At 37.0% G+C, this 25,488-nt stretch carries 19 protein-coding genes and 6 pseudogenes; 13 read left to right on the forward strand and 12 right to left on the reverse strand.

Annotation, left to right across the window (positions count from 1 at the left end; all coding sequences use genetic code 11):
* Position 1 precedes the first annotated feature (1 nt).
* The 5 genes and pseudogenes from ICI50_RS06200 to ICI50_RS06220 all read left to right on the forward strand — a co-directional run bounded on the left by ICI50_RS06200 (position 2) and on the right by ICI50_RS06220 (position 5,749).
* The gene (locus tag ICI50_RS06200) at positions 2-1,381 is read left to right on the forward strand and encodes a glycoside hydrolase family 1 protein (protein ID WP_188892108.1); all 1,380 of its coding nucleotides are present in this window, start codon (positions 2-4) and stop codon (positions 1,379-1,381) included.
* A pseudogene (locus ICI50_RS06205) lies at positions 1,381-2,802 on the forward strand (PTS sugar transporter subunit IIC). Before ICI50_RS06200 ends, ICI50_RS06205 begins: the two are co-directional and overlap by 1 nt.
* A gap of 149 nt (positions 2,803-2,951) precedes the next feature.
* Complete coding sequence (locus ICI50_RS06210; RefSeq protein ID WP_095342020.1) at positions 2,952-3,674, forward strand: GntR family transcriptional regulator; 723 nt, start codon at positions 2,952-2,954, stop codon at positions 3,672-3,674.
* 9 nt (positions 3,675-3,683) lie between these two features.
* Positions 3,684-4,335: pseudogene (locus ICI50_RS06215) on the forward strand (glycoside hydrolase family 1 protein); the annotation flags it as partial.
* 38 nt (positions 4,336-4,373) lie between these two features.
* Positions 4,374-5,749, forward strand: a pseudogene (locus ICI50_RS06220) (IS3 family transposase).
* Between the two features lie 77 nt (positions 5,750-5,826).
* On the opposite strand, the gene ICI50_RS06225 reads toward ICI50_RS06220, so the two are convergent.
* The 3 genes from ICI50_RS06225 to ICI50_RS06235 form a co-directional block, all read right to left on the reverse strand.
* Entirely contained in the window at positions 5,827-6,222 is a 396-nt protein-coding gene (locus tag ICI50_RS06225) for an iron-sulfur cluster biosynthesis family protein (RefSeq protein WP_013854263.1), read from the reverse strand.
* Between the two features lie 76 nt (positions 6,223-6,298).
* Positions 6,299-6,469, reverse strand: a complete 171-nt coding sequence (locus tag ICI50_RS06230; protein WP_013854264.1) for a hypothetical protein — start codon at positions 6,467-6,469, stop codon at positions 6,299-6,301.
* A 24-nt stretch (positions 6,470-6,493) separates the two neighbouring features.
* Positions 6,494-7,198, reverse strand: coding sequence for an NUDIX hydrolase (locus ICI50_RS06235; protein ID WP_054640673.1), 705 nt, complete (start codon positions 7,196-7,198; stop codon positions 6,494-6,496).
* Between the two features lie 200 nt (positions 7,199-7,398).
* Here ICI50_RS06235 and ICI50_RS06240 point away from each other — a divergent pair, with 200 nt between their 5' ends.
* From ICI50_RS06240 to ICI50_RS06250, 3 genes are all read left to right on the forward strand, one after another.
* The gene (locus ICI50_RS06240) at positions 7,399-8,805 is read left to right on the forward strand and encodes an ISLre2 family transposase (protein WP_188891343.1); all 1,407 of its coding nucleotides are present in this window, start codon (positions 7,399-7,401) and stop codon (positions 8,803-8,805) included.
* Between the two features lie 341 nt (positions 8,806-9,146).
* On the forward strand, positions 9,147-10,574 hold the full coding sequence (locus ICI50_RS06245; protein WP_095342082.1) for a nicotinate phosphoribosyltransferase: 1,428 nt from the start codon (positions 9,147-9,149) through the stop codon (positions 10,572-10,574).
* An 8-nt stretch (positions 10,575-10,582) separates the two neighbouring features.
* Positions 10,583-11,137 carry a cysteine hydrolase family protein gene (locus ICI50_RS06250; RefSeq protein WP_012211741.1) on the forward strand — a complete coding sequence of 185 codons (555 nt, stop codon included), beginning with the start codon at positions 10,583-10,585 and terminating at the stop codon, positions 11,135-11,137.
* Between the two features lie 71 nt (positions 11,138-11,208).
* Here ICI50_RS06250 and ICI50_RS06255 read toward each other — a convergent pair whose 3' ends face one another.
* From ICI50_RS06255 to ICI50_RS06265, 3 genes and pseudogenes are all read right to left on the reverse strand, one after another.
* The gene (locus ICI50_RS06255; protein WP_095342081.1) at positions 11,209-12,609 is read right to left on the reverse strand and encodes an FAD-binding oxidoreductase; all 1,401 of its coding nucleotides are present in this window, start codon (positions 12,607-12,609) and stop codon (positions 11,209-11,211) included.
* Positions 12,610-12,691: 82 nt separating this feature from the next.
* Positions 12,692-13,465 (reverse strand): formate/nitrite transporter family protein, encoded by a 774-nt coding sequence (locus ICI50_RS06260; protein WP_013854267.1) that lies wholly within the window; start codon positions 13,463-13,465, stop codon positions 12,692-12,694.
* Between the two features lie 32 nt (positions 13,466-13,497).
* Positions 13,498-13,776, reverse strand: a pseudogene (locus ICI50_RS06265) (PAS domain-containing protein); the annotation flags it as partial.
* Here ICI50_RS06265 and ICI50_RS06270 point away from each other — a divergent pair.
* Complete coding sequence (locus ICI50_RS06270) at positions 13,680-15,155, forward strand: 6-phospho-beta-glucosidase (RefSeq protein WP_244040266.1); 1,476 nt, start codon at positions 13,680-13,682, stop codon at positions 15,153-15,155. The pseudogene ICI50_RS06265 and the gene ICI50_RS06270 overlap by 97 nt on opposite strands.
* An 80-nt stretch (positions 15,156-15,235) precedes the next feature.
* Here the strand turns inward: ICI50_RS06270 and ICI50_RS06275 are convergent, their stop codons facing one another.
* Positions 15,236-16,357, reverse strand: coding sequence for an NAD(P)-dependent alcohol dehydrogenase (locus ICI50_RS06275; protein ID WP_095342080.1), 1,122 nt, complete (start codon positions 16,355-16,357; stop codon positions 15,236-15,238).
* A 219-nt stretch (positions 16,358-16,576) separates the two neighbouring features.
* Here ICI50_RS06275 and ICI50_RS06280 point away from each other — a divergent pair, with 219 nt between their 5' ends.
* The gene (locus tag ICI50_RS06280) at positions 16,577-17,497 is read left to right on the forward strand and encodes an AraC family transcriptional regulator (RefSeq protein WP_188891344.1); all 921 of its coding nucleotides are present in this window, start codon (positions 16,577-16,579) and stop codon (positions 17,495-17,497) included.
* A gap of 46 nt (positions 17,498-17,543) precedes the next feature.
* Positions 17,544-18,473, forward strand: a pseudogene (locus tag ICI50_RS06285) (nucleoside hydrolase).
* Between the two features lie 35 nt (positions 18,474-18,508).
* Here ICI50_RS06285 and ICI50_RS06290 read toward each other — a convergent pair.
* On the reverse strand, positions 18,509-19,024 hold the full coding sequence (locus ICI50_RS06290) for an SA1002 family membrane protein (RefSeq protein ID WP_013854271.1): 516 nt from the start codon (positions 19,022-19,024) through the stop codon (positions 18,509-18,511).
* Between the two features lie 16 nt (positions 19,025-19,040).
* Positions 19,041-19,310 carry an FMN-binding protein gene (locus ICI50_RS06295; protein ID WP_013854272.1) on the reverse strand — a complete coding sequence of 90 codons (270 nt, stop codon included), beginning with the start codon at positions 19,308-19,310 and terminating at the stop codon, positions 19,041-19,043.
* A gap of 338 nt (positions 19,311-19,648) precedes the next feature.
* Between ICI50_RS06295 and ICI50_RS06300 the strand changes: the two genes are divergently transcribed.
* Together ICI50_RS06300 and ICI50_RS06305 are read left to right on the forward strand one after the other, a co-directional pair.
* A complete protein-coding gene (locus ICI50_RS06300; protein ID WP_025084254.1) occupies positions 19,649-21,259 on the forward strand; it encodes an Mbeg1-like protein in 1,611 nt (536 codons plus the stop codon).
* 142 nt (positions 21,260-21,401) lie between these two features.
* A pseudogene (locus ICI50_RS06305) lies at positions 21,402-22,207 on the forward strand (IS5-like element ISL2 family transposase).
* Positions 22,208-22,539: 332 nt separating this feature from the next.
* Here ICI50_RS06305 and ICI50_RS06310 read toward each other — a convergent pair.
* The 3 genes from ICI50_RS06310 to ICI50_RS06320 form a co-directional block, all read right to left on the reverse strand.
* A complete protein-coding gene (locus tag ICI50_RS06310; RefSeq protein ID WP_013854275.1) occupies positions 22,540-23,163 on the reverse strand; it encodes an NUDIX hydrolase N-terminal domain-containing protein in 624 nt (207 codons plus the stop codon).
* Positions 23,164-23,235: 72 nt separating this feature from the next.
* Positions 23,236-24,294, reverse strand: a complete 1,059-nt coding sequence (locus ICI50_RS06315; protein WP_188891346.1) for an aspartate-semialdehyde dehydrogenase — start codon at positions 24,292-24,294, stop codon at positions 23,236-23,238.
* Positions 24,294-25,469 (reverse strand): aminotransferase class I/II-fold pyridoxal phosphate-dependent enzyme, encoded by a 1,176-nt coding sequence (locus ICI50_RS06320; protein WP_013854279.1) that lies wholly within the window; start codon positions 25,467-25,469, stop codon positions 24,294-24,296. Before ICI50_RS06320 ends, ICI50_RS06315 begins: the two co-directional genes overlap by 1 nt.
* Positions 25,470-25,488 lie beyond the last annotated feature (19 nt).

The following is a 25,488-nucleotide window of genomic DNA, read 5'->3' on the forward strand; positions in this document are numbered from 1 at the left end:
AATCTCTGAAAGGCCCTTGCCATCTACATTCCTTTGGGGCAACTCAGTTTCAAGTATGCAAACTGAAGGTGCATGGAATGAAGACGGCAAGGGTCTTTCAGTCTATGATGTCCGACCTGCTACTGACAATACTAGTGACTGGCATGTAGCAATTGATGAATATCATAGATATGATGAAGACCTCGACTTACTGAAGAACATGAACATGAACATGTACCGTATTCAAATTTCATGGTCTCGTGTCTGTCCCGACGGTGACGGCGACTTCAATCAAAAAGGTATTGACTTCTATGATCGATTAGTTAATGCAATGCTTAAACGTGGCATTCAACCAATGATCTGTCTTTACCACTTTGATATGCCACTCAACTTAGCCCAAAAGTACAATGGCTTTATGTCACAGCATGTAGTTGACGCCTTTGTCCGTTTTGGTAAAAAAATGATCGATCATTTTAGTGATCGAGTGAAATATTGGATTGTTTTCAATGAACATAATCTATATTTCCAAGATGAAGTTTTTAATATTTCAGGTTACGAATCTGGAGATAAGAGTTTGGACGATATGTACACTATCTTCCATCATACGATGATGTGTCATATCCGATTAGCAAATTACATCCATGAAAATTACTCAGATGTAAAAATCGGTGGAATGCTTGCTTACCAACAAATTTATCCAGCAACGAGTAAACCCGAAGATGTTTGGGCAGCAAAGCAAGTACAAGAGTTTTTAAACTTTAATATTTACGATGCTGACACTGGACGTGGTTATTCACTAGAAGTAATGCAATATGCTAAAAATCATGGCATTGAAATGGACATTACAGATGAAGATAAAGAAATAATGAAGAAAGCTAAAGCTGACTTCTTAGCATTTTCTTACTATTCATCCTGGGTTTTATCCAGCAATAAAATTCCTGAAGGTGAAGCTCCTAACCGTTACCTTAACAAAGGCGGAGTTGAATCCAAATATGTTAAGACAAACGATTGGGGCTGGGCAATTGATCCACTAGGATTTAGGAATGCAATTACTACAATGTACAACTACTACCGCATCCCTATTTTCCCTATTGAAAATGGTATTGGCCTCAAGGAAACTTGGGACGGCGAGCATATGATCGAAGATGATGAGCGTATTGCTTATCACCGAGATCATATCAAAGCTATGAAAGACGCTATTTTTGATGACGGTGCCGAAGTACTTGGTTATCTCGGCTGGGGTTTAATTGATATTCCAAGTTCCCATGCTGATATGGAAAAGCGCTACGGTGCTGTATATGTCAACAGTTCAAATCATGATTTAAAAGATTTAAAACGTGTACCTAAGAAATCATTCTACTGGTTCCAAAAGGTACTTAAAGATAATGGAGATGAATTATAATGGCTGATAAAAAACAATCTGGCTTTGGCGTGTGGGTTAACCAACACATTATGCCGCCAATTATGAAATTCGTTAACACGAAGGCTATTATCGCTTTGCAAAATGGTATAGTTTACTCATTACCATTCATTATTATCGGGTCTATCTTCCTGATTTTAGGTAACATCCCTATTCCAGCTGTTGCTAATGCAATTAACAATTCTGGTTGAGGTGCAGTTTTCGCTCAAGCAAATAACACCACTTTCCAGATGATGGGTTTGTGGGCAGCTATCGGTATTGCCTACGTTTATGTTAAGAATGAAAATTATGAACCTTTAGCACCTGGTCTTACCTCTGCTGCTGCATTCTTAATGTTACAAAACTTATCAATTGACAACCCATTAAAGGCTGCTTTGACTGCTGGTATCAACAATGGTGCTATGAGTGGTAAAGTTGTCACTGAAAACATCGACAAGTTGCCACATGCCTTACAAGCATTCCTTGAATCACCTGTTACTGGTGTTATTAACACTAAGTGGATGGGCGGTGACGGTATGATCGCCGCAATTATCGTTGGTTTACTTGTCGGTTAGATTTACACGATGATCATGAAGGCTGGTTGGACTATTAAGATGCCAGCTCAAGTTCCACCAGCAGTATCTAACCAATTTACTGCTATGATTCCTTCAGGTGTTATCCTTACTGGTTCAATGTTAATCTACGGTGGTTTCAACGCATTTGCACACACTGACTTCCTTAACTGGATTTACAACACTTTACAAATTCCTCTTCAAGGTATTTCAGACTCATTCGGTGGTGCGATTGCCATTGGTTTCCTTATTCCATTCTTCTGGTTCTTCGGTGTCCACGGTGGTTTAATCATGGGTTCACTTGTTGCTCCAATGCTTCAAGCTAACACTGCTGATAACGCTAGATTATTTGCTGAAGGCAAACTTTCATTAGCACAAGGTGCTCACATCGTTACTAATGAATTCTACAACAACTTCATTAACTTGACTGGTTCAGGTATCACTATTGGTTTAGTTATCTTCACTTTAATTGCTGCTAAATCAGTTCAATTGAAGTCAATCGGTAAGTTGGAATTAGTTCCTGGTATCTTTAACATTAACGAACCATTCCTCTTTGGTTTGCCAATCGTTATGAACCCTATGCTTGCTGTACCATTCTTCTTAACTCCATTAGTAGTTGCTGCATCAACTTACTTAGTAATTAAGACTGGTATTGTTCCACCACTTAACGGTGTTGCCGCTCCTTGGACAACTCCAGCCGTTATCTCCGGTTTCTTAATTGGTGGTTGGAAGATGGCTATCTGGCAATTCTGTACTCTGTTGATCTCAACTGCAATTTACTGGCCATTCGCTCGTAAATACGATAAGGTCTTACTTGCTAAGGAGCAAAAGGAAGCAGCTGCTAACAAATAAAGCTGTAATTAATTAATCAACAATTAAAAGAGATGTCATCAAGCTATAAATTAATAGTAAAATGACATCTCTTTTTTGATAAAGTATAGATGTTTGTTTTAAAATAGAGGTAAAAGTATAAAATCTAGTTAGAAATCGGATGATAAAACATGGCAAGAGCAAAATATTTAGAGGTCGCTGAGAAGTTAAAGAAACGCATTACAGATAATGTCTATAGTAAGGAAGAACCTCTTCCCGACCAAGAAGCATTTGCACAAGAATTTAATGTTAGTCGCTTAACAGTTAAAAAAGCTTTCGATGGTTTGGAAAGACAAGGATTAATCTATAAACAATCTGGTTTAGGTACATTTGTAGCCGGTGATATTCCTATTAAATCTCCCACTGATACACCAGCGAATGCATTTACAAGTTTACAGAATCAATTAGGCAAGGATAAAGTTAAGAGTGATATTCTGCATTTTTCAGTGGAATTTCCTGATCCACAAATGCAAAATAATCTCAGCTTAAAGCGCAATGAACCAATCTACAATATTGTTAGGTTAAGAAACTATGACGAGAAACCATTAATTATTGAGCATACCTTTATGCCCGTTAAATTAGTCCCTGACTTAGATGAAAAAATACTTCATTCCTCTATTTATAACTACATTCACCAAAAACTTCACTTAAAGTTTGGTCATGCTTATCGTAAGATTCGTGCAGCAAAACCTGACAAATATGATATCAAATATTTAGATGCTAAATCAGATGATCCAATGCTCGAATTAGAGCAAATCATTTGGTTAACCAACGGTCAGCCGATTGAATATTCAGTCAGCCGTAATCGTTACGATACTCGTGACTATGTCTTACTAGATAATAATCGTTTTTAGAGGTAATCTATGTCATTTAACAATAAATTTACTTGGGGCGGCGCTACAGCTGCCAACCAATACGAAGGCGGATACGATGAAGGCGGCAAAGGTTTAAATGCCGTTGACGTTTTAACTAATGGTTCAGCAACTGAACCTCGTAAAGTAACTTGGAAAAAGCCTAACGGCGAAACTGGTGCTACTCCTCTTGTATGGGGGCAAGACTTCAAATTGCCAGAAGGCTCTGTACCAACTATGCTTGATGGTTACTACTATCCAAGTCACCAAGGAACTGATTTTTACCATCACTATAAGGAAGATATTAAATTAATGGCCGAAATGGGCTTTGATGTCTTCAGATTATCAATGAACTGGTCCAGAATCTTGCCTAATGGTGACGACGAAAAACCTAATGAAGAAGGCTTGGCCTTTTACGACAAGGTATTTGATGAATGTGCCAAATATGATATTGAGCCATTAGTGACTTTGTCTCACTATGAAAACCCCACTTTCATTGATTACTCGCTTCGGTGGCTGGAAGGATCGTCATTTGATCGATGCCTTTGTTCACTACTCTGATATCGTCATGAACCACTACAAGGGCAAGGTTCGTTACTGGTTAACCTTCAACGAAATCAACGCGATGGATATGGCTCCATACATGGGCGGTGGCCTAATTGAAGTGAGACCTAAAAGTGAGACACTTTTAGGTCTTTTACTATGTCTAAATTTAATAAAGAACAAAAGATAGAAATTTATCGTAAATGGAAAGATGAGAAAATCTCAATCAGTCAGTTGTCAAAAGCATATAAAATGAACTTAGCTAATCTGGATTACATGCTTAGATTGATTGATATGCATGGAACAAATATTTTGAATACTAGAAAGCGGGTTTATTCTAAGAAGTTTAAAGAACAAACAATTGAACAAGCTATCTTTGGTACTAAGTCAGATGTTCAATTATCTCTAGAATTAGGTTTCAAAAGCATTGGCAGGCTTAACAATTGGCTTAGAGAATACAAAGAAAACGGGTATAATGTCATTATCAAACAGAAAGGACGTCCTGCCCGTGGTCAAAGAGAGTCAAAAATCGCGCAAGGAACTGGAGAAAGAGATCCAAAAGCTGAAAGAAGAAAACTTGCGATTGCGTATTGTGAACGAATACGTAAAAAAACTGCAGGCCTTGGATCAGGAAAAAGATCAGAAGAGATAGCTAAGGCAATTACTGATCTAAGGCATGAATTTAAGGTCAGCTGGGACTATGTGCTAGAAGCAATCGCTGAGCATCCAGAACTGCCCATAATTGCCAGAAGCTCTTACTATAAGATCATTAAAAGAAAACCTAAAAAGCCTAAGCTTATTGCCAAGATCAAAGAAATCTTTAATCATCATCAAGGCCGTTATGGCTATCGCCGAGTAGCGCTGCAGCTAATTAAAGAAGGCTGGAACATTACTGAAAAAACAGTTCGCTACTGGATGCATAAACTAGGCCTTAAGGGCATTAGACGCAATAAGCGCAAATACTCGAGCTATAAAGGTACTATTGGCAAAATAGCACCTAATTTGATTCATCGTGATTTCTTTGCGCCAATGCCTAATATGAAATGGTATACTGACATCACTGAATTTCACCTTAATGGTGAAAAGCTATATTTATCGCCTATTTTGGATGGTTGTGGAGGCGATATAGTTTCTTATTCTATTTCAAGACATCCAGATATGGATTTAGTAATGACGATGCTTGATAAAGCTTTCGTTAAAGAAACAGCTCTTAATAACTGCACTTTTCATACTGACCAAGGCTGTCAATATCAGAGTCCCCAATGCCAACGTGCCTTAAAACTTCAGGGCATTACTCAAAGCATGTCTAGAAAAGGCAATTCCATGGATGATGGTTCAATGGAGAACTTCTTTGGTCTGCTTAAAACAGAGATGTTTTACGATCAAGAGTACAAATACCATAGCCTTCAAGAATTAACTCAAGCTATTAAAGAATATATTGAATACTATAACGAAGAAAGGATAAAGAGCAGATTAATAGAGGCTTAACTCCGAAAGAATATCGGAATCAAGCCTCTATTAATCCTGTATTTTAAACTGTCTAATTTTTAGGTCTCAGTTCAAATAAAACTTAACAGTTCCTATTATTCTCTTTAGCAATTACAGTAATCTACTAGCAGTTTCGTGATTCAGTCATCACAACATGGTAATTGGCCTTTAATAAAGCTGGGCCATCGCCGATCATGACGCTTCCGTCTAAAAGCTGGGAATCGTTCTTTAACTCTAAGCCACAGTTAACATAATCTAAATGAAGGTTATCTTGCAATTCAGCCAAATCATAATCAGAAGTATAAATTTCTACTCCTTCATTGTTATGCAAAACAACGGGGTAATCCTTATCGGGATGATCAAGCTTTATAATTGAATACATCATCCCCATTGAACAAGCACCGCCTTTGATAGAGTATTTACCTCCTCCATCATCACAAATCAATAATAAGGGATGTCCTGCCAAACCTCTTCTTTTTAAATAATCTAATGCCCGTTGTGTAAATTTGATTTTAGCCATTTTTATCACCTCTCTAACTATTATCATAGTCAGATTTTACAAGAATAAATTGACATAAGTCAATAATTTTAACTTTTTAGCAGTTAAAGAAAGCAATGACTGAAGATAAAATAAGAATTAAACCAACAATAAAAGCCAGAAAAGAAATAAACTTAACGGTTTGGGGATGGTTCTTGCTTGGCTTGTAATGATTAAAGATTGTTAGAATAATTTCAAAAACAACCAAAATAAATCCGATAATTGACATAAAAAAAGCTTTTACCTCCCTGCTCTACACTAATTTAAATAATTTTGGTGGCCTGCCAGAGCGTTTAGCGGAAGCAGTTCCGACTTCCTTGAATATCTTTTTGTGTGTTTTCTTAAAATTAGAATTATCAATTTTATCAACGCTGGTTTGTCTAAAAATAGCGTAAACTTCTCGTGCTTGTCTTAAGGTGAAAGTTGGACCTAATATTTGTAAAATCGTTGGTTGATAATCAAGCTTATTGTTAATTCTTTGAATAGCTGTATTAATGATCTCTGCATGATCAAAAGCTAATTTCGATTTAGCGTCAAGTTGCAATTTAATTTGATCATTCATTAAAAAGAATTTCTTTTCTTTAAAGTTAAAAGAAAACCAACGTGCTTCAATAGCTCCATAATCAGCTTTAAGCTTGGGCATGATTGGTAAAAAGGTCATATATGCCAAAGCTAATGCTCTTTTACCGGTTACTCTTTTAGGATTGGTGAAAGTAGCTAATTGTTCTGTTGCACTATCTGGAATTAAAACACCAATCTTATCTTTAATTAAGCGAATACAAGCAGCTTCGGCACTCTCGTTGCTTCGCAAAAGTGTTTCAGGCAATGCCCAACTTTTCTTGAATGGGTCACTAGCTCTTTTGACAAGTAAAATCTGTGGTAAATGAGTCTTGGAATTAAAACTCCATATAATATTTGTAATAGTAATTAAAGGTCGAGCAACAATTTTTTCAGGCATAATTTCACTTCCAATTTTAGTGTCTCTTAATTAAATTTTAGCTTAATGAAATCAAAAAAGGAACTAAGTGTATAATTTTTTGCGGTAAGTTGAATAAATAATTAAAAAAGCTCAAATCCTTTGAATTTGGACTTGAGCTCAAACAAAAAGACCAGTAGTCTGATGTTAAGAACAAAAAACACATTAGAAGCTGGTCTTTTATGGAATCTATTATAGCTGATATCGTGAAAATTATTAAGTCTGAAAATAATGTTATTGCTCGTGAAAAGGCATTAATGTGCTACTTCTTTGGTTTGATTAGAGAATTAATGAAATTAGCACTAGAAGAAGTTGATGCCGGCTTAGTTGAAGAAACTAAAAAGCAAGGCTATCAGATTGAAAAGAAAAATAAGCGCTCAGTTGTGACTGCCTTTGGTGAGATTAGCTATTGGCGCAGAAGATATGCTTGTCCTGGCAAAAAGGCTAAATATCCACTGGATAAGCTGATGGGCTATGACAAATATAAGCGTTACAGCGTTTTGGCAGTAAAAGATGTTTTGCAAGTTAGTGCTGTGGCTACTTACCGCAATACCGCTCTAGCAGTTAATACCCTTTCTTGTTTTAAGATTAGTCACAGCCAAGTTGGCAAGCTGATTGTGCAAGCAGGCAAACAGATTAAAGCACAGCAGCAGTCTGAGGAAAGATACGATGGCATTACCCAAAAGAAAAAGGTGCCAGTGCTTTATCTTGAAGGCGATGGCGTTGTGATTAAAGGCACCAAGAAGCGGCTAGAGTTTCATCGCTATCAGGTCTGCGAGGATATTATTAATTTAAGCAAAACGCGCAGGAAAAGAGTACAGGCCCAAGAGTTTGTTTCTTTAAGCCGCTTGGATGCTTTACCAGAAATTAAAGCTTATTTAGCCAATCCCTATGACTTAAGCAATACTTTAATCATCAGTAATGCCGATGGTGGTGCTGGCTATGCCAAGAAAGACTTTGATGAAATAGTTGGCTATTGCCGGCAGCACGAACCCTTCTTGGATGTCTTTCACTTGAATAAAAAGATCAAAGATCGTCTAAGCTTCATGCCGGCCATGCAAGGCAAATTGATCAGTGCAGTTGAGTTTAAATATGACCGTCACTTAACTGATGTGATTTTAGACACGATTGAAAGCAATCTGATTGATGAGCTGAATACGCCAGAAAATCATGAGAATTTAAGGCGCCTGCGCAGCTATCTTCATCGTCGCTGGGTGGATATTAAGCCATTCAAAATGCGTCATTTGTCCGTAATTAAGGCAATTGGTTGCTGTGAGAGCAATCACCGCAAGTATACTTATCGCGTCAAAGGGCAAGGAAAATACTGGTCAGAAGATGGTGCCGAAGGAATTCTGCGTGTACTAACTTGTATCAAAAACAATGAGCTGGAATACTGGCTTAGCAGTGAATTTGCAGGTGGGCAGCTGAACATTGATGATCAAAAAGACCTGAAAGGAGCGGTTCGTGCCAGCCTAAGAAAGACGCATGAAGCTCATCTGGGCATTCATCATGGAGCAATCGAAAGCTTAACAGCAGGACATAGCTATTTAAACGATTTTAGCAGAAAAATAAATCAAATAAATATTTAAGAAATTAAGGTCAGACTAATGGTTAATAGCCTACCGCAAAAATATTGACACTTACAAAAAGGAATATAATTTAACATCTGCCAAGAAAAGAACTACGATGAACGTGGCTGAACAAAAAAGCCTTCCTCCTAGAAGCGTAATAAACAATTTATTATATTTTCTTCATATATTTATTTAGTCAAAAGCAGTGGTCAAATTTGATCACTGCTTTTTTCTGGTTAAATATTAACTTGCATTTTAGGTAAAAAGTACTATAATCAGGTTAAATAAAAGTAACTTAGACTTTTATTTTTGAACTTATTAAAGTAAATTTTACTTAAATAGATAGGAAGCTTATTATTATGTCACATGAAATGTTGACAGATCTTTATGAATTTTCAATGGCAAATGGCTATTATCAAACCTTGCCTCATGACAAGCAAGCACGTTTTGATGTCTTTTATCGCAATGCACCTGATGAAGATAGCTTTGTGCTTAGTGCTGGCTTAATGCAAATTATTGAAGAAGTTAAAAATTGGCATTTTACTAAGGAAGATATTGATTATCTCCGTGCACTTAATAAATTTTCTGACGAATTTCTTACTTTTTTGAAAGATGCTAAAAATAAATGTACCATCAATGCTATGACTGAAGGAACTCCTCTATTGCCTCGTGAACCAATTTTGACAATTTCAGGTCCACTTATTGAAGTTCAACTTTTAGAAACTCTGGTATTAAATATTTTTAATCATCAATCTCTAATTGCTACTAAAGCTTGGCAAATTACCCATGCTGCCCAAGGTAGAGCTGTAATGGAATTTGGAGCTCGCCGTGCACAAGGCCCCGATGCAGCTACTTATGGTGCTCGGGCTGCGGTAATTGGCGGTTGCACTAGTACTTCAAATGTTCTTGCTGGTCAAAAATTTAATATTCCAGTAGCTGGGACAATGGCACATGCATGGATTGAAAGTTTTCCAGATGAACTCACTGCTTTCAAAGCATGGGCAAAAATTTATCCTGATACTGCTTCCCTACTAGTTGATACATATGACGTTGTAAAATCAGGTGTTCCTAACGCTATTAAAGTATTTCAAGAACTTAAAGCGCAAGGACATCGACCATTAAGTATCCGCATTGATTCTGGTGATATTACTCGTTTAGCTAAAAAAGCTCGGCAAATGCTTGATGATGCTGGTTTATCTGAAGTTAAAATTACTGCTTCCAATGCGCTTGACGCTCATATTGTTAAGTCATTACTTAATGAAGAAGCTCCAATTGATAACTTTGGTATTGGTGAACGTTTAATCACTAGTTCATCAAGTCCTGTACTAAGTGGTGTTTATAAAATGTCCGCTCTAGAAAACAAAGGCCAATGGGTCCCTAAAATCAAGATTAGTAATAGCCGAGAAAAGATTACTTTGTCTGGTAATAAACAAGTTTATCGCTTATATTCAAGAAATGACCCTAAACATGCTTTCGCTGATATTATTGCGTTAGCTGATGAAAAATTAAGAGATAAAATTACAGCTATTGATTCAGATGTTCATGCTACCAATGATGTTGTAACACTTACCGACTTTACTGCTCGTCCATTACTCCATCAAGTATTAGCTGGTCAAAAAGCTGCTCCAATTGAAACAGATACTTTTGCAATTCAAAAATATGCTAAAGAACAAATTGCGGAATTGCCTAAAGAAACTAAGCGCTTAGTTAACCCTGATCATTATCCTGTATATCTAACTAAGAAATTAGCTGATTTACAAAAGAAATTAATTGCGGAATACAAGTAGGCAAAATTATGAATAATGAAGCTTTATTAATCATTGATTATACTAACGATTTTGTAGCAGATAAAGGTTCTTTGACTTGTGGCTTGCCAGCTCAAAAGATAGAGAAGCAAATTGTATCATTGGCTGAACAATTTTTAAAAGAAAATAAATGGGTGATTCTTCCAACTGACCTGCACTTTAAGAATAATCCTTATCATCCTGAAACCAAGTTGTTCCCTCCTCATAATTTAGGTCATACTTGGGGACGAGAATTTTATGGTGAATTGCAAAAATGGTATGAAGACAATAAAGATAATGATCATGTCTTAATGCTTGATAAAACTAGGTATTCTGCCTTTTGCGGTACTAATTTAGACTTATTTTTGCGGGAAAGAAAGATTACCACTCTTCATTTAACTGGTGTTTGCACCGATATTTGTGTTTTACATACGGCCGTTGATGCTTACAATAAATGCTATAAATTGGTTGTTCATAAAAATGCGGTTGCTAGTTTTGATGAAACTGGCCATAAGTGGGCGTTGAATCATTTTAAGACTTGCCTAGATGCCAAAATAATTGATTAAAATATAAAAAAGAGTTGAGATCAATATTTTCAATATGTATTGTTGATCATCAACTCTTTTTGTTTAAAGCTCTATTTTAAAGGAAAAATCTTGTCAGGATTGATAATTCCGTTTGGATCAAAGACTTTCTTTATCTCACGAAGCAAATTAGTATAATCCTGGCCATAATAATCTTCAAAATAAGCTTGACGAGCATAACCAATACCATGCTCTCCTGACATGTTTCCGTCAACTTCTTTTGCTTTCTTATAAAGTTCAGAAATTACTTTTTTGCTCTTTTGAGCGAAAATATCTTTTGAATCTTTATCGGAACAAAGATAAATATGTAGGTTACCATCACCAGCATGGCCGAAACTTGGAATTCTCATTTTAACTTCTGTTTCTAATTCCTCAATTCTAGTTAATACTTCTGGAATTTTATTAATCGGAACAGAAATATCTACTTCATCCATCATAGGAGTAGAATTTTGAATAGCAAGCAAGAGTTCTTCTCGCGCTTTCCAAATTAGTTGTGCTTTCTCAGAACTTGCTTCTAAAATTACAGCTTGTTTACTACCAAATCTAGTAGTAGTTTTTAAGGCCTGCTCTAGCTCAGCTTTAATCTCCTCTTTTGTAAAAGCATCTAAACCTAAAATAATGAAGCCTTCACCTTTTTCAGGGAATTTTTGATGAGCATATTTTTCCCATAAGTCTAGTACTTGGCGGCCCATAAATTCTACAGTTGTTGGTACTACGCCAGAAGCTAAAATAGCTGGTACTGATTTTAAAGCATCTTCTAAACTAGAGAAGGGTATTAGTGCATTAATCGTTTCTTTTGGTCGAGGATAAAGACGCATGGTGACTTCGGTCACTATACCTAAAGTTCCCTCAGATCCAATGATTAAGTCTTTTAATGAATAACCAGAAGAAGATTTAACAGCTTTTGCTCCGAAAACGTAGCTCTTCCCATTAGCCAAAACGACTTTTAACTTACGAATATGTTCTCTAGTTACACCATACTTAATTGCCTTTAGACCACCGGCATTGGTGTTGACATTACCACCAATTGTAGCCCAATGCATTGCTGGAGCGGGCATATACGTAAACGGTTTATCAGCCAAGAATTCCTCAATATCTTTTAATCTGATACCTGCTTGAACCGTCATTGTTAAACTGTTAGGCTCATAAGCCAAAATTTTATTCATTTTAACCATATCTAAAGAAATACCACCATGTATTGTTAGATTGGCTCCCATTAGACCGGTTGAGTTACCACGAGGGACTACTGGGATATGGTGATCGTTGGCATACTTAACTACTTTTTCAGCCTCTTCATTAGTAGTTGGCTGAATCACAAGTTCAGGCATTGCTCTGACTGTTTTAAACTGATCATGATCCCAGTGAACAGTTGGTTTTGTGATGAACCGTTCTTTATTAGCAATAAATTCTCGTAAGTTTTTAATATCAGTTTGTGTAAGTGTTTCATGCTCCATTGTTGTCACACCTCTTATTTATTTCTTGATAAAAAAGCAGTGATCTTTAACGACCACTGTTTTTGCTTAAATGAGGACTAAATTAATTATTTTTATTCCGGCTGCCTAGCCAGTAAGGCAATGCAACGAAAACAATTCCGCCGATCATATTACCTAAAGTAACCCAAAGCAAATTGTACCAAAGGCCGCTTATTGAAATAATTCCTGCTGCTTTAGCTGGATTCATCAAGGCTACTACTAGCGTAGTCATATTAGCCACAGAGTGTTCAAAGCCTGATGAGAAGAAAGCTAACAAGCACCACCAAACCATAATCAATTTAGCAGTATCATCTTTAGTTTGAAAACCTGACCAAACGGCTAAGCAAACTAAGATATTACATAAAATACCTCGTAAGACTAACTGTACCGCTGGTGCTGACATTTTTGCTGCGGCAGCTTTAGTAAAAGCTGCTGCTACAAGAGGCAAATCAAGACCTGAGGCGGTAAAAATCCAGCTTAATAAAACAGCACCAACTAAGTTACCTAACCAGCAAATTAGCCAAAGGATAATTGCTTGACCGATATTTACTTTTTTCTCTAGAAGACCAGCTCCCATGACAAAATTATTTCCAGTAAATAATTCAGCGCCAGGGATGATAACTAGACTCAAGGCAATTCCGAAGATAAGACCTTTAACAAGGTTAGCTGCCGGATTTGTCCCTAGCTGACTTCCTACTGTGAAGGCTAATAGAATACCGAAACCGATATACATTCCGGCTAAAATTGACAATAAAAAATAACCCATCGGGTTATTTTTCAATAAATTGAATTTTTTGCTGGCTGCATTAGCTGCACCAGCAAAGGCTTCTTGATACATTGTAAAATCTCCCACATCTTTTATTTATTTAATTAGTGCTGTGAAGCACCAGTTGAAGTATCTGGCTTCTTTTCCTCTTCCTTTGCTTGTGCTGCCTTGGTAGAAGCACCTGATGAAGCATCTGGATCAGAATTGCGCCGGTAAGTTGCACCGGTAGAAGCATCTTCATCAATAACTAATTTTTGACCAGTAGTTTCACAGAAATATTTAACAAGTGGGTATAAATCTTGTACCCATTCGTAAATACCGGCATAATCGCCATTGTCGTCTTCAACACGCTTATAGTAGTGAAGTACCAGAACTTGAAGGTGCTTGGAAAGAAGGCGGCAAAGGTACCTCTGTAGCCGACGTAATGACTGTCGGTTCTGCTACTAAGCCGCGTGAAATCACTGATGGGGTTCTGCCTGGAAAGAACTACCCTAACCATTCAGCAATTGATTTTTACCACCACTACAGGGAAGATATTAAATTAATGGCCGAAATGGGCTTTAAAGCTTTCAGAACTTCCATTGCTTGGACTAGAATTTTCCCTAATGGTGACGAAAAAGAACCTAATGAAGAAGGTTTGAAGTTTTATGACGATTTATTTGATACCTGTCATAAATATGGCATTGAGCCTGTAATTACTCTTTCCCACTTTGAAATGCCATTCAATTTGGCTAAAAATTATGGTGGTTTCACTAACCGTAAATTGATCGACTTCTTTGTTCGCTTCGCTGAAGTTTGCTTCAAGCGCTACAAGAACAAGGTCAAGTACTGGATGACTTTCAATGAAATTGATAACCAATCTGCTTTTAATAATGACTTTTTGATGGCAACCAACTCTGGTATTTTATTCAAAGATGGTATGACCGACAAGGATAAAGAAGCTGCCATGTACCAAGCTGGTCACTATGAATTAGTAGCTTCCGCCTTAGCTGTTAAGATTGGTCACAAGATTAACCCTAACTTCCAAATCGGCTGCATGATCAATTACTCACCTGTTCGTCCATTAACCCCATCAAGTGATGACGTTCTTTTAGCTGACAAGTGGGAACAGCGTCGTGATTGGTTCTCTGACGTTCATGTTTTTGGCGAATACCCTCGTGAAGTTGAAGCATATATTGAAAGAAACGGCTATCGTCCTGACATTACTGACGAAGACAGAATTGTTCTTAAAGAAGGCACTGTGGACTATGTTGGCTTTAGCTACTACCAAACTACCACCGTTTCAAGCGAAAAGGTTAAACCAGATGACTTAAGCGATTTGGCCAAGGCAGTTGCCAAGAATCCTACTTTAAAGCGCAGTGATTGGGGCTGGGAAATCGATCCAGAAGGTTTGAGAATTGCTCTTAACCAATTACAAGATCGCTACCACAAGCCTTTGTTTATCGTAGAAAATGGGCTTGGAGCTTACGATAAGGTCGAATCTGACGGTTCAATTCATGATGACTATAGAATTGATTACTTAAGAAACCACATTTCAGAAATGGAAAAGGCCGTTGAACTTGATGGCGTTGACTTAATGGGCTACCTACCATGGGGTTGCATCGACTTGGTTTCTGCTGGTACTGGTCAAATGGATAAGCGTTACGGCTTTATCTATGTTGACAAAAATGATGCCGGTGAAGGTACGCTGGCTCGTTCACGCAAAGATTCATTCTTCTGGTACAAGAAGGTTATTGAATCAAATGGTCAAGATTTGGATTAATTTTAATTACAAAATATAACAAAAAGCACAATGAAATCTGCAATAGAAATCATTGTGCTTTTTAATTTAATTTTTTAAACTTACTTACCTGGTTGGTAATCTTTATCAATAATCAAGACTGGCTTAATTACCTTACCTGAAACTGAAGCTTGGTTTGCTTCGTTAATATCATCAAAGTCGAAGAACTTTTCAGTTTTTTCGTAATCAAACATACCTAACTTATTGAATCTTATCAAACGAGGAACATCGATTTGAGGAATTGCATCCCCCATGTTGACACCGATAACCTTCTTGTCGCCAACACAAAGGTCATTCCAAGTAGAGAAGGTAAAGTCATGTGGAGTAACAGCAATAGCTGCAAGCGTGCCACCTTGAGCTAAGGCATCAAGAGCTGGCTTCATTACTGCAGGCAAACCGGTAGTATCAACAGCATAATCAACACCATAGCCATCGGTTAAGTCTTGAATTTTCTTAACTGGATCTTCTTCTTTAGAATTAATCGTATCAAGTGCGCCTAATTCCTTGGCTAATTCCAAACGACTAGGAACAATATCAACGGCAATTACCCGAGTACAACCTGAAATCTTGCCAGCCATCATAGCAGCTAAACCAACGGCACCAGTACCAAAGACAGCAATCGTTTGACCTGGACGTGGCTTTAAGGTATTAAAGACTGTACCAGAACCAGTAATATAACCACAGCCTAAAGGTCCTACTCTACGCAAGTCAGCACTCTTATCAACTTTAACACAATTACGTTGGTTAGTTACAGTAGTAGTGGTAAATGATGATTGGTTAAACATGTCTGAAATATGCTTACCATTTTCTTGGAATTGATCATCACCATCAAAACGCGTACCTGATAAATTGTATTTAGCATAGTTACGACATTGAGTTGGAATACCTTGCAAACATTTATCACAAAGACCATCTGCATAGAAGGCCATCACAACGTGATCACCTGGCTTTAAATTTTGTACCTCAGAGCCTACTTTTTCAACAATTCCGGCACCTTCATGCCCTAAGATTACAGGATAGCCTAATGAAGCATCGCCTTTACGAATAGCTTCATCTGAGTGACAAATCCCACTAGCAACCATGTGTACTTGAACATCCGTTGGACCAACATCGTGCAATTCAATATCATCCTTAATAACGAATGGATCGCCTTTCTTTTCAACTACAGCAGCTTTAATCTTCATAATTATAAACCTCTTTTTTAACAATCTCTCTTGAATCTTTACAATTCTTATCTTAGTTCTTGTGAATCTTTTTACAATATCAAAAATAAATTTTGTTTACTATCATTTTTTAAGATCTTTAATTAAAAACAATGCTATAGTACTAATAGAGTATGCGTTTACATATTATTTAGATATTGCATTTAATATTATTTTTTAACAAAGAAGCAGCAAAAACTTATGATTAACCAAAATATTTGGCAGCAACTAGCTGCCCTAACTCCAATCGAAAAAAAGCAGATTGCTAAACATCAATTTGTTAATGATCTTTCACCATATGTTCTAATAACAAACGGTAAAAAACGAGTAGTCAATCAAAAACTACTTAGCCATCACTCCATTTATTTAAGCAAACACAATCGCTTCGCTCCCTATCCTTTGCATAGTCATGAATTCGTAGAAATTAATTATATGCTTAAAGGCAACTGTGATGAACTAGTTGAAGGAGAACATATTCATCTGACTCAAGGCGATGTGTTAATGATGGATATTGGCTGTCATCATTGTATTGATCAACTAGATAAAAATGATTTAATGATCAATTTGATCTTTAACAATAAAAATACTTCTCTACAAAATGAAAATAAGCAAAAATTTATCATCTTCCCTAAAAATGAAGATATTACTAATACTATGGATGATATTATCAATGAATATTATTCCGGTTCTATCTACCGCGGCTTAATTATCGACAATTATTTTAATATTTTATTAGCTAAGATTATTCGTAATTATCCTATGATCGAAAAAAAGGTTTATGGCAATCAGAGTCGCTTGCTAGTCGATCTCCTAACCGAAATTTCTAATGACTATCAGAATGTTTCTTTGAGCAAATTAGCTGATCGTTATGGCTATACTAAGCCTTACTTGAGTAATTTAATTAAAAAATTAACCGGACACACCTTCATTGAATTGCGCACCAAAAAGCGTCTTGAACAAGCGCAATATTTACTTACTTCTAGCAATTATTCCATTGCTAAAATTTGTGAATTAGTTGGTATCCATAATCAAAATTCTTTTTACACGAAGTTTAAGCAACAATACCAAATGATGCCCAGCGATTATCGTAAAAAGAACTATTTGACCGACCATTTCATTTAAAGTCTTGCTAAAATAGATTTAGATAGTTAGAAAGGCAGAACAAGCAATGAAAAATATTTATTTTAATCATGACGGTAATATTGATGACCTAGTTTCATACTTACTATTGCTCCAAGCACCAAACATTAAATTATTGGGTGTAGGATCAATTGATGCTGACGGCTACATCGATCCTTCTGTTGAAGCATGCCGCAAAATGACAGATCTCTTTAACTTGCGTAAAGATAAATTAGCCGTGGCACGGTCAAATTCACTGGCGGTTAACCAGTTTCCACATGAATGGCGCATGGCAACTTATTCTTTTAATTACTTGCCAATCTTAAATGAAAAAGGTTCAATTGCTACCCCGCAAGCGGAATTACCAGCTCACTTAGATTTAGTCGATAAAGTTAAAAAGTCTACAGAACCCGTAACTTTAGTCATGACTGGTCCTTTAACTGACTTAGCTAGAGCACTAGATGTCGATTCCAGTATTGAAAAGAATATCAAAAAGCTCTATTGGATGGGTGGCTCTCTTGACGGACACGGCAATGTCGCTATGATTAACGCAGACGGCAGTCAAGAATAGAATTCCTTCTGGGACCCATATGCAGTCAAGCGCGTTTTCAAATCAAACATTCCGATTCAAATGGTGGGCTTAGAAAGTACTGAAGAATTGCCGCTTAACGATGAATTAAGACAGCATTGGGCAAGCTTGCGCAAATATCCAGCAATGGACTTAGTAGGCCAAGGCTACAGTTTAATTATTTCGATTCCAAGTGCTGAATTATATTTATGGGATGTATTAACCACAGTAAGTGCTCTTTATCCAGAAATCGTTGAAACTGAAACGGCACATGCCAAAGTAATTACTGATGGATTACGTGCCGGCAGCTTCGATCGTGATCCTAATGGACGAGAAGTTGCCATCGTTACCAAGGCACACAAAGATTTATTCTTCCAAAAGATGGATGAAATCCTGGAAAGAACAAAATAAGATTAATGAAAAAGGCATCCGACTGGATGCCCTTTTTAAATTGCCTTAATTGCTTTTTTATAAAGAATCACTGCAATCCAGGCCGAAATAAAGGATGGCAAAACAATCACCACGAACAGGTTCGGATCCAAAAAATTCCCCACTCGAATGAAATGCGTAATTGAGCTAATATGCTTGATATTGCTGAAAATTGCCTGATAAACAGTAACATAAATCAAACACCACTGAATGTAATATTCTACCAAAGTCAACGTTGTAGTTGAAAATTTAAAAACGTGAGCTGCAATTCGCATCCCCCAATAAACAAAAATTCCCGACAAAACTACAAATACTGCCAGCAGCAAAAATAAATTTCCTAGATTAATATGATCTCGATTTCGCATTAATAAATATGCAATCACTAAAAAGATCAAAAAATTAATCGTCGAAAAGAAAATTTGAATTACAAACAAAATAGCAGCTTTCAAAAATTCAAATTTATGCTCTGAACGAAAAAGAGCGATAATCAAGACGATAATCGCACCAATAATAAAATAAGTACTTACATGCAAAGCAAACTTACCCTTTCTACTTTTCTGCCTGCTTAAGTGCTTGCCTTACTGCATCTTTAACTCCATTAGAAGTAAAAGTAGCACCTGTAACTGCATCAATATCGGCCGATTGCTGCGTCATAATTTCTTGCTCTAGCTGCTTTTGAGCTTTTTGTCCATACTGTGGCGTTTCTGTCGTCAAATCTAGATCTACATGATTAATCCTACCATCTTTAATCTCCAAGCGTGCAGATACAAAGCCTGCCATGCCCCGTGCCTTGGCTGTATAAGTTCCATCTTTTAACATTTGAAAATCCTCCCGATCAAAAAAATGCTCTTGTATCTATTATACAAGAGCATCATTAGGAAAAGACATAAAGATATTAATTTTGGTATACCATTATGTGAAAATTATTGATATACTTATTGCTGGGTCTAAAATGTTTTATAAGTCCTTATTATGACCCAGGCAGGTAGTAGAAATCCCCTTCTACCTGTTTTATTATAGCACTTTATATAACGGGCGTTACTTAATTGCTAAAACTCTTTTGTTTTTCGGTACAAAAGAGCTTTTTATTGCGCTATTACCCTTTAATTACGTTAAAATTGAATAAGTATAGTAGTTTTAATTAAAGAGGGTAAAACATGTATCCAGATAATAATATTCTTACATATCTAAAGTGGCGAGGAGATGTTGATTTTAGCACATCACCTTTTAACAACATCGATGCACTTGTTTTATCTATTTTTTCATACTTAGATCTGCCCGATATTGTTAGTAGCGATGGCCAAACGATCACACTCGAAAAAGCAGCGCAGCTTTATTTCGCACCTGATCATAATCGCAATGATAATTTGCAGTATCAACAATTATTTAAATTAATGGCCGAAGCAGATCGCTTTAAAGGTGCAAACTTATCTTATTTTGTTAGTAGTTTAACTCAGCACACTCAATTCAGTGCTATTAAGATTGAACTAGCAGATGGAACTAATTTTATTGCTTTCCGCGGAACTGATGATTCGCTAATTGGTTGGAAAGAAGATTTCGAAATTAGCTTTATAATCACAGCGGCGCAAAATCAGGCAGTGAAGTTATTAGAACACATTCTTAAAGCAGATAACCAAGATTACTATTTAGGTGGGCATTCTAAAGGCGGCAACCTTGCTGAATACGCGGCCATCAATATTGAACCTAAATTACGCAAACGAATTAAGCGTATTTACACCTTCGACTCCCCTGGTATTGCAGAAGAAGTAGGTGCTCAACTGCCACTAAAATATTTACAAAATACGCTCAGACGATTCGTACCAGAATTTAGCGTAATTGGGCGATTATTTGAGCCCAAAAATATTAATCCAACAATCGTTAACAGTGTTAACAAAAACTTGAGCCAACACGACGCTTTTAGTTGGCAGATTATTGGCTCTAACTTTGATACTAGACGTCATCTCAACCCGCAATCTCAGGTTTACAATCAATTGATCAATCAATGGATTGGGGATGCTACGCTAGATGAACGTGAATCACTAACTAATGATTTATTTTCTGCTTTAGGCGCAGGTGGCGCTACTAAGATCAATGAACTTAATAAAAACGGCTTTGGTGGTTTTGGCGCAATTTTATTCTCCTTCGCAGATTCATCACGTAGAACTAGATTCGTCTTTGGTTCACTTATCTCATCTATTTGGCAAATGATCAAAAGCCGTCACTTCACCCAGGTATTATTCTCAACCGATACGATTGTTGGCTGGGCAATGGTTATATTAGGAATTATTAGTCTCACCCTGCCACAATATGCGGTTAGAGCATTTGGAGCGTTAGTTGCTTTCACTGGAATTGGTTTTAGTGTTCATCAAATCTTAGACACGGCCAAGTCCAAATTAAAAGACAGACAAAAAAACTTCTTTATTATTTCATACTTAATTGTTTTCGCATTATCAACAGCCTTAATTTCAAACAATCGCCTATTAATCTTTTTAGCTCATTATTTCTTAGGACTGTTCCTAATTATTTATTCCTATGTTAGATTGCGGCAATTGATTCTACGCCGAATCCCAGGCATCTTTTATATTGTGGCAGTAGCTATCGAAGCTTTGATTGCCTTTGCATTAGGCATCATCGTGATAGTCAATCCCCAGGCTTTTAACCGTAGATCAATTATTATCATTGGCATTCTGCTAATCGCCTATGGCTTCTTTAAACTAATCGGAGAATTATTTAGTCAGCGGCATAAAATGCCTAAAAAACATCGCTAAAAAATAAGAGCAAAGTAAGTTAAAATTAACACTTACTTTGCTTTTTATGTGAAGTAATTTGTTAGATACTTAATTAAAGTCTAGCTCCGCAGACTACTCCTTCAGTAGAGTTACTGCGAAACATCTGCTATAATCTTAAATTATGAAATACGAAACAGCTAAAAATTTAAACAATACCAGATTCAAGCGTCTGATCGGCGTTGCCAAGCCTGGCTTTGACGAAATGGTCAAAGTATTAAAAGCCGAATATCAAGTCAAGCATGCCCGAGGCGGCAGAAAGCCCAAGCTGGCAATTGAAGACCTGCTTCTGGCTACTTTGCAGTACCTCAAGGAATACCGTACTTATGAACAAATAGCTGCCGATTACGGTGTGCATGACAGCAACCTGATCAGAAGAAGCCACTGGGCCGAAGAGACTTTGGTTAAGCATGGCTTTAACATTGGCAAGCAAGAAATCAAGCCAGACGATGTTGTCTTAATCGATGCCACTGAAGTAAAGATTCAACGCCCAAAAAAAGACAAGCAGCTTATTATTCCGGCAAGAAAAAGCAGCACGTTTTAAAAGCCCAGGCGATTACAGACACTACCGGCAGAATTATTCATTTAGACAGCTGCCAGGCATACCGGCATGACATGCGGCTGCTGCGTGAGTCAAGGCGCAGTCTGCACCGATCCGGTTTGATTTTAGCGGATAGCGGCTATCAGGGATTGGACAAGATTTACTTTCAGGCAAAAACACCGGTCAAATCCAGCAAGAAGAAACCGCTGACTCAGCAGGACAGAGAGCTGAATCATTTAATTTCTTCAATTCGAATCAAGGTCGAGCATGTATTTGGCAAGGTCAAAGCATACAAAATATTTTCTACTACGTATCGCAATCATCGCCGACGTTTTAATTTAAGAATGAATTTAATCTGCGGGATCATCAACCAAGAACTGGCTATCTAGTTTCGCAGTAACTCTAGTTCTAAAATTAATTCTCAGCTACCCAACCATTTGCTTCAAGCATTGTTACAGCATCATTAATCTTCAATTCAGTATTGCCAAAGTGTAATTCATTGTTCTTCATTTCAGTTTTAATAGCTTCTAACATTTTAATTACCTCACATTTTCTAACGTGCTTTTTCTCTTTACGCATATATAATAACACTGGTTATTTTAATTACAAGCCCAATTTAAAAAATTATTCTTTTTTAATCAGAAAAATAGCTAAGAACGTTGTTAGATCAACACCCTTAGCTAAATAAAAATTTTAAAAATAATTTCTTCAATAACGTTAATTAATCAAAAACAGTTTGCCAGTTAGGATCTTTTGAAGCTCGATAGCACATCTCCAGCTGTTCTGGTGTATTGCGATCAAGCGATAATCTAGGCAAATTATCTAAAGCAAAATAACGGCAATCTGATGTTTCAGTATTATCTTCAAACTTGCCGCCTAAGACTTTGCAAAGGTAAATTGCCTTCATGATACCTGTAGCTAAAATCGGCTTGTTATGCTTATTCCGATCTTGTAGTGCAATTAGTTTAATTGGCTCAACATCTCTGCCAGATTCCTCTTTAGCCTCTTTAATACAATTTTCTTTAGTAGAAAGATTGGCCTCGCACCATCCTCCAGGCATTGACCAATCATCAGACAATTTTTCATGAACTAGCAAAATTCGATCATCCTTAAAAATAGCAGCCCGTGTTTCAATCTTGGGCGTTTGATATCCCTCATCACCACAAAAAAGCGTCTTAACCTGTTTAAGTGGCATTCCGGTTTTAGCAGCCATCATTTCAGCGGCAATTTGTCGAACCTGCTCATAGCGTTCTCGATCAAACACATCATTCCCATATTTCAAGCCATTCTGCGCGATACTCTGTAATTCAACCGCCCAATCTGTAAACTGATCATTAGTTTTCATAATTTGCTCCTAACCCTTAATAAGGACAAAATTGCCTTTTATGACATTTTGTCCTTTCATTTCTAATCAAATTTAAATCAAGTTCATCTTAACTAAATATTCTGCGTTTTCAACGGTATTCCAGGCAGCACCCTTTAATAAATTATCGGCAACTACCCACATATTGAAGGCACCCTTGTTTTCATAATCAGGACGAATACGACCAACAAAAGTTTCTCGCTTGTCAGCTGCATTAATTGGTTGCGGATAAACCTGATGCTTAATATCATCCTGCAGCACAACTCCTGGGAAATCAGCAACAGCATCCATAATATCTTGTGTAGTTGCAGTTTCATCTTCCACAGTAAAGTAGACGCTTTCGCCGTGAGCAATCGGCACAGGCACTCTAACACAAGTAGCCGTAACCTTAATATCTTTAGCATTCATATCATTTAACATAATCTTTTTAGTTTCATGAATCATCTTCCATTCTTCATGTGAATAACCACTATCTTCTAAGACATCAATCTGTGGCAATAAGTTAAACGCTAATGGATAATGTTTCTTATCTCCCTTAGTTGGCAAAATCTTCGCATCTGCCTGCATACCTTTGCCATCTAAATAATCTTGTGCTTCTTTTTTCAATTCTTCAATGGCTGCTTGACCAGCACCAGAAGCCGCTTGATAAGTAGAAACAATAATTTGCTTTAAACCGAACTTTCTTCTAATCGGCTCAAGCGCCATTACCATTTGAATAGTAGAGCAGTTAGGATTGGCAATAATGCCGTGGTGCTTCTTTAAAGCCTCTGGATTAACTTCAGGCACTACTAATGGCACATCTGGTTCCATTCTAAAGGCACTGGTATTGTCGACACAAACTGCCCCACGCTTAACAGCTTCTGGCAAAAATTTCTTGGATACTGCGCCACCGGCTGTTGATAACACTAAATCAATTCCATTAAAGGAATCCGGAGTAGTTTCTTCAACCGTCAAATTCTGATCTCTAAATTTTAAAACTGTCCCAGCTGAGCGAGATGAAGCCAATAGCTTTACGCTTTTTACCGGAATAGTTGACTTAGCTAATTGATCAATCATTCTTCTGCCGACAGCACCAGTAGCACCTAAAATTGCTACATTATATTCTCTAACCATTATTTATCCTCTTGTAAAAACTTCTTGATTCTCTTCATTGCTTTACGTAAATTTTCATCGCTTGAAGCGTAGGACATTCTGACATAGCCTTCACCGCCAGGACCAAAGGCACTACCAGGAGTGATGCCCACTTTTTCTTTAAAGGCTAAGTCTAGCGCAAACTGCATATCGTCTTTACCATATTTTGACGGAATTTTAGCAAAAATATAGAAAGCGCCTTCTGGTTTAACAGCTTGCATCCCCATTTCGGCTAATTGCTTCAACACAAAATCACGTCGCTTACGATAAACTGCGCGATATTTTTCAGGGTCCTCTAAACCATGTTCTAAAGCCTCAATTGCTGCGGCTTGTGAAGAATCTGTCGTGGTCGTCACCATTAAGCCGTGCACTTTACCAATCTGCGCCATAATTTTGGCTGGACCAGCCACATAGCCTAAGCGGTAGCCTGTCATTGCATGAGACTTGGACAAACCTGAAATATAGATTGCCCGTTCAGGAATTAAACTAGCAATTGAGAAATGCTTTACACCATAGGTCAACGTGCTATAAATTTCATCGGTAATCACATACAAATGACACTCTTTAATGGTTTTGGCTAAGGCTTTAATCTCATCTTCTGTATATTCAACTCCTGTAGGATTAGTCGGATAATTCAAAATAACTGCCTTAATGGTTGGATTTTGCTTAATTGTCTCTTCCAATTTCTCTGGAGTCAATTTAAAGTCATCAGAAGCAGTATTCATCAAAACATAATCCGCATCAGCTAAAGTCGCTACAGGCCAGTATAATGAGAAAACAGGGGTAGGAATAGCTACCTTATCTCCTGGGTTGGATAATGCAAACAAAGCGGCATTAATTGCTTCAGTAGCACCAACTGTTACTACAACTTCCGTTTCTGGATCATAATCTATACCGGTGGTTTGTTTTAAATACTTACTAATTGCTTTTCTTAACTCCAATTTACCCTTTTGCGGAGCGTAATGAGAATCGTTATCTTGAATACTCTTAATTGCAGCTTGCTTAACATGTTCTGGCGTATTCATGTCTGGCTCGCCTAAGGTTAATTTTATAATTCCTGGTATAGTTGAAACCTTATTATCAAAGATTCTAATTCCTGATGCTTTGACCTTTTGAATTTTTTTACTAAAACTTAAATCACTAGCTAATTCTGGCATTGGTAAACCTCTTTTTTCT

Source organism: Lactobacillus kefiranofaciens (genome assembly GCF_014656585.1).
GTDB lineage: Bacteria > Bacillota > Bacilli > Lactobacillales > Lactobacillaceae > Lactobacillus > Lactobacillus kefiranofaciens.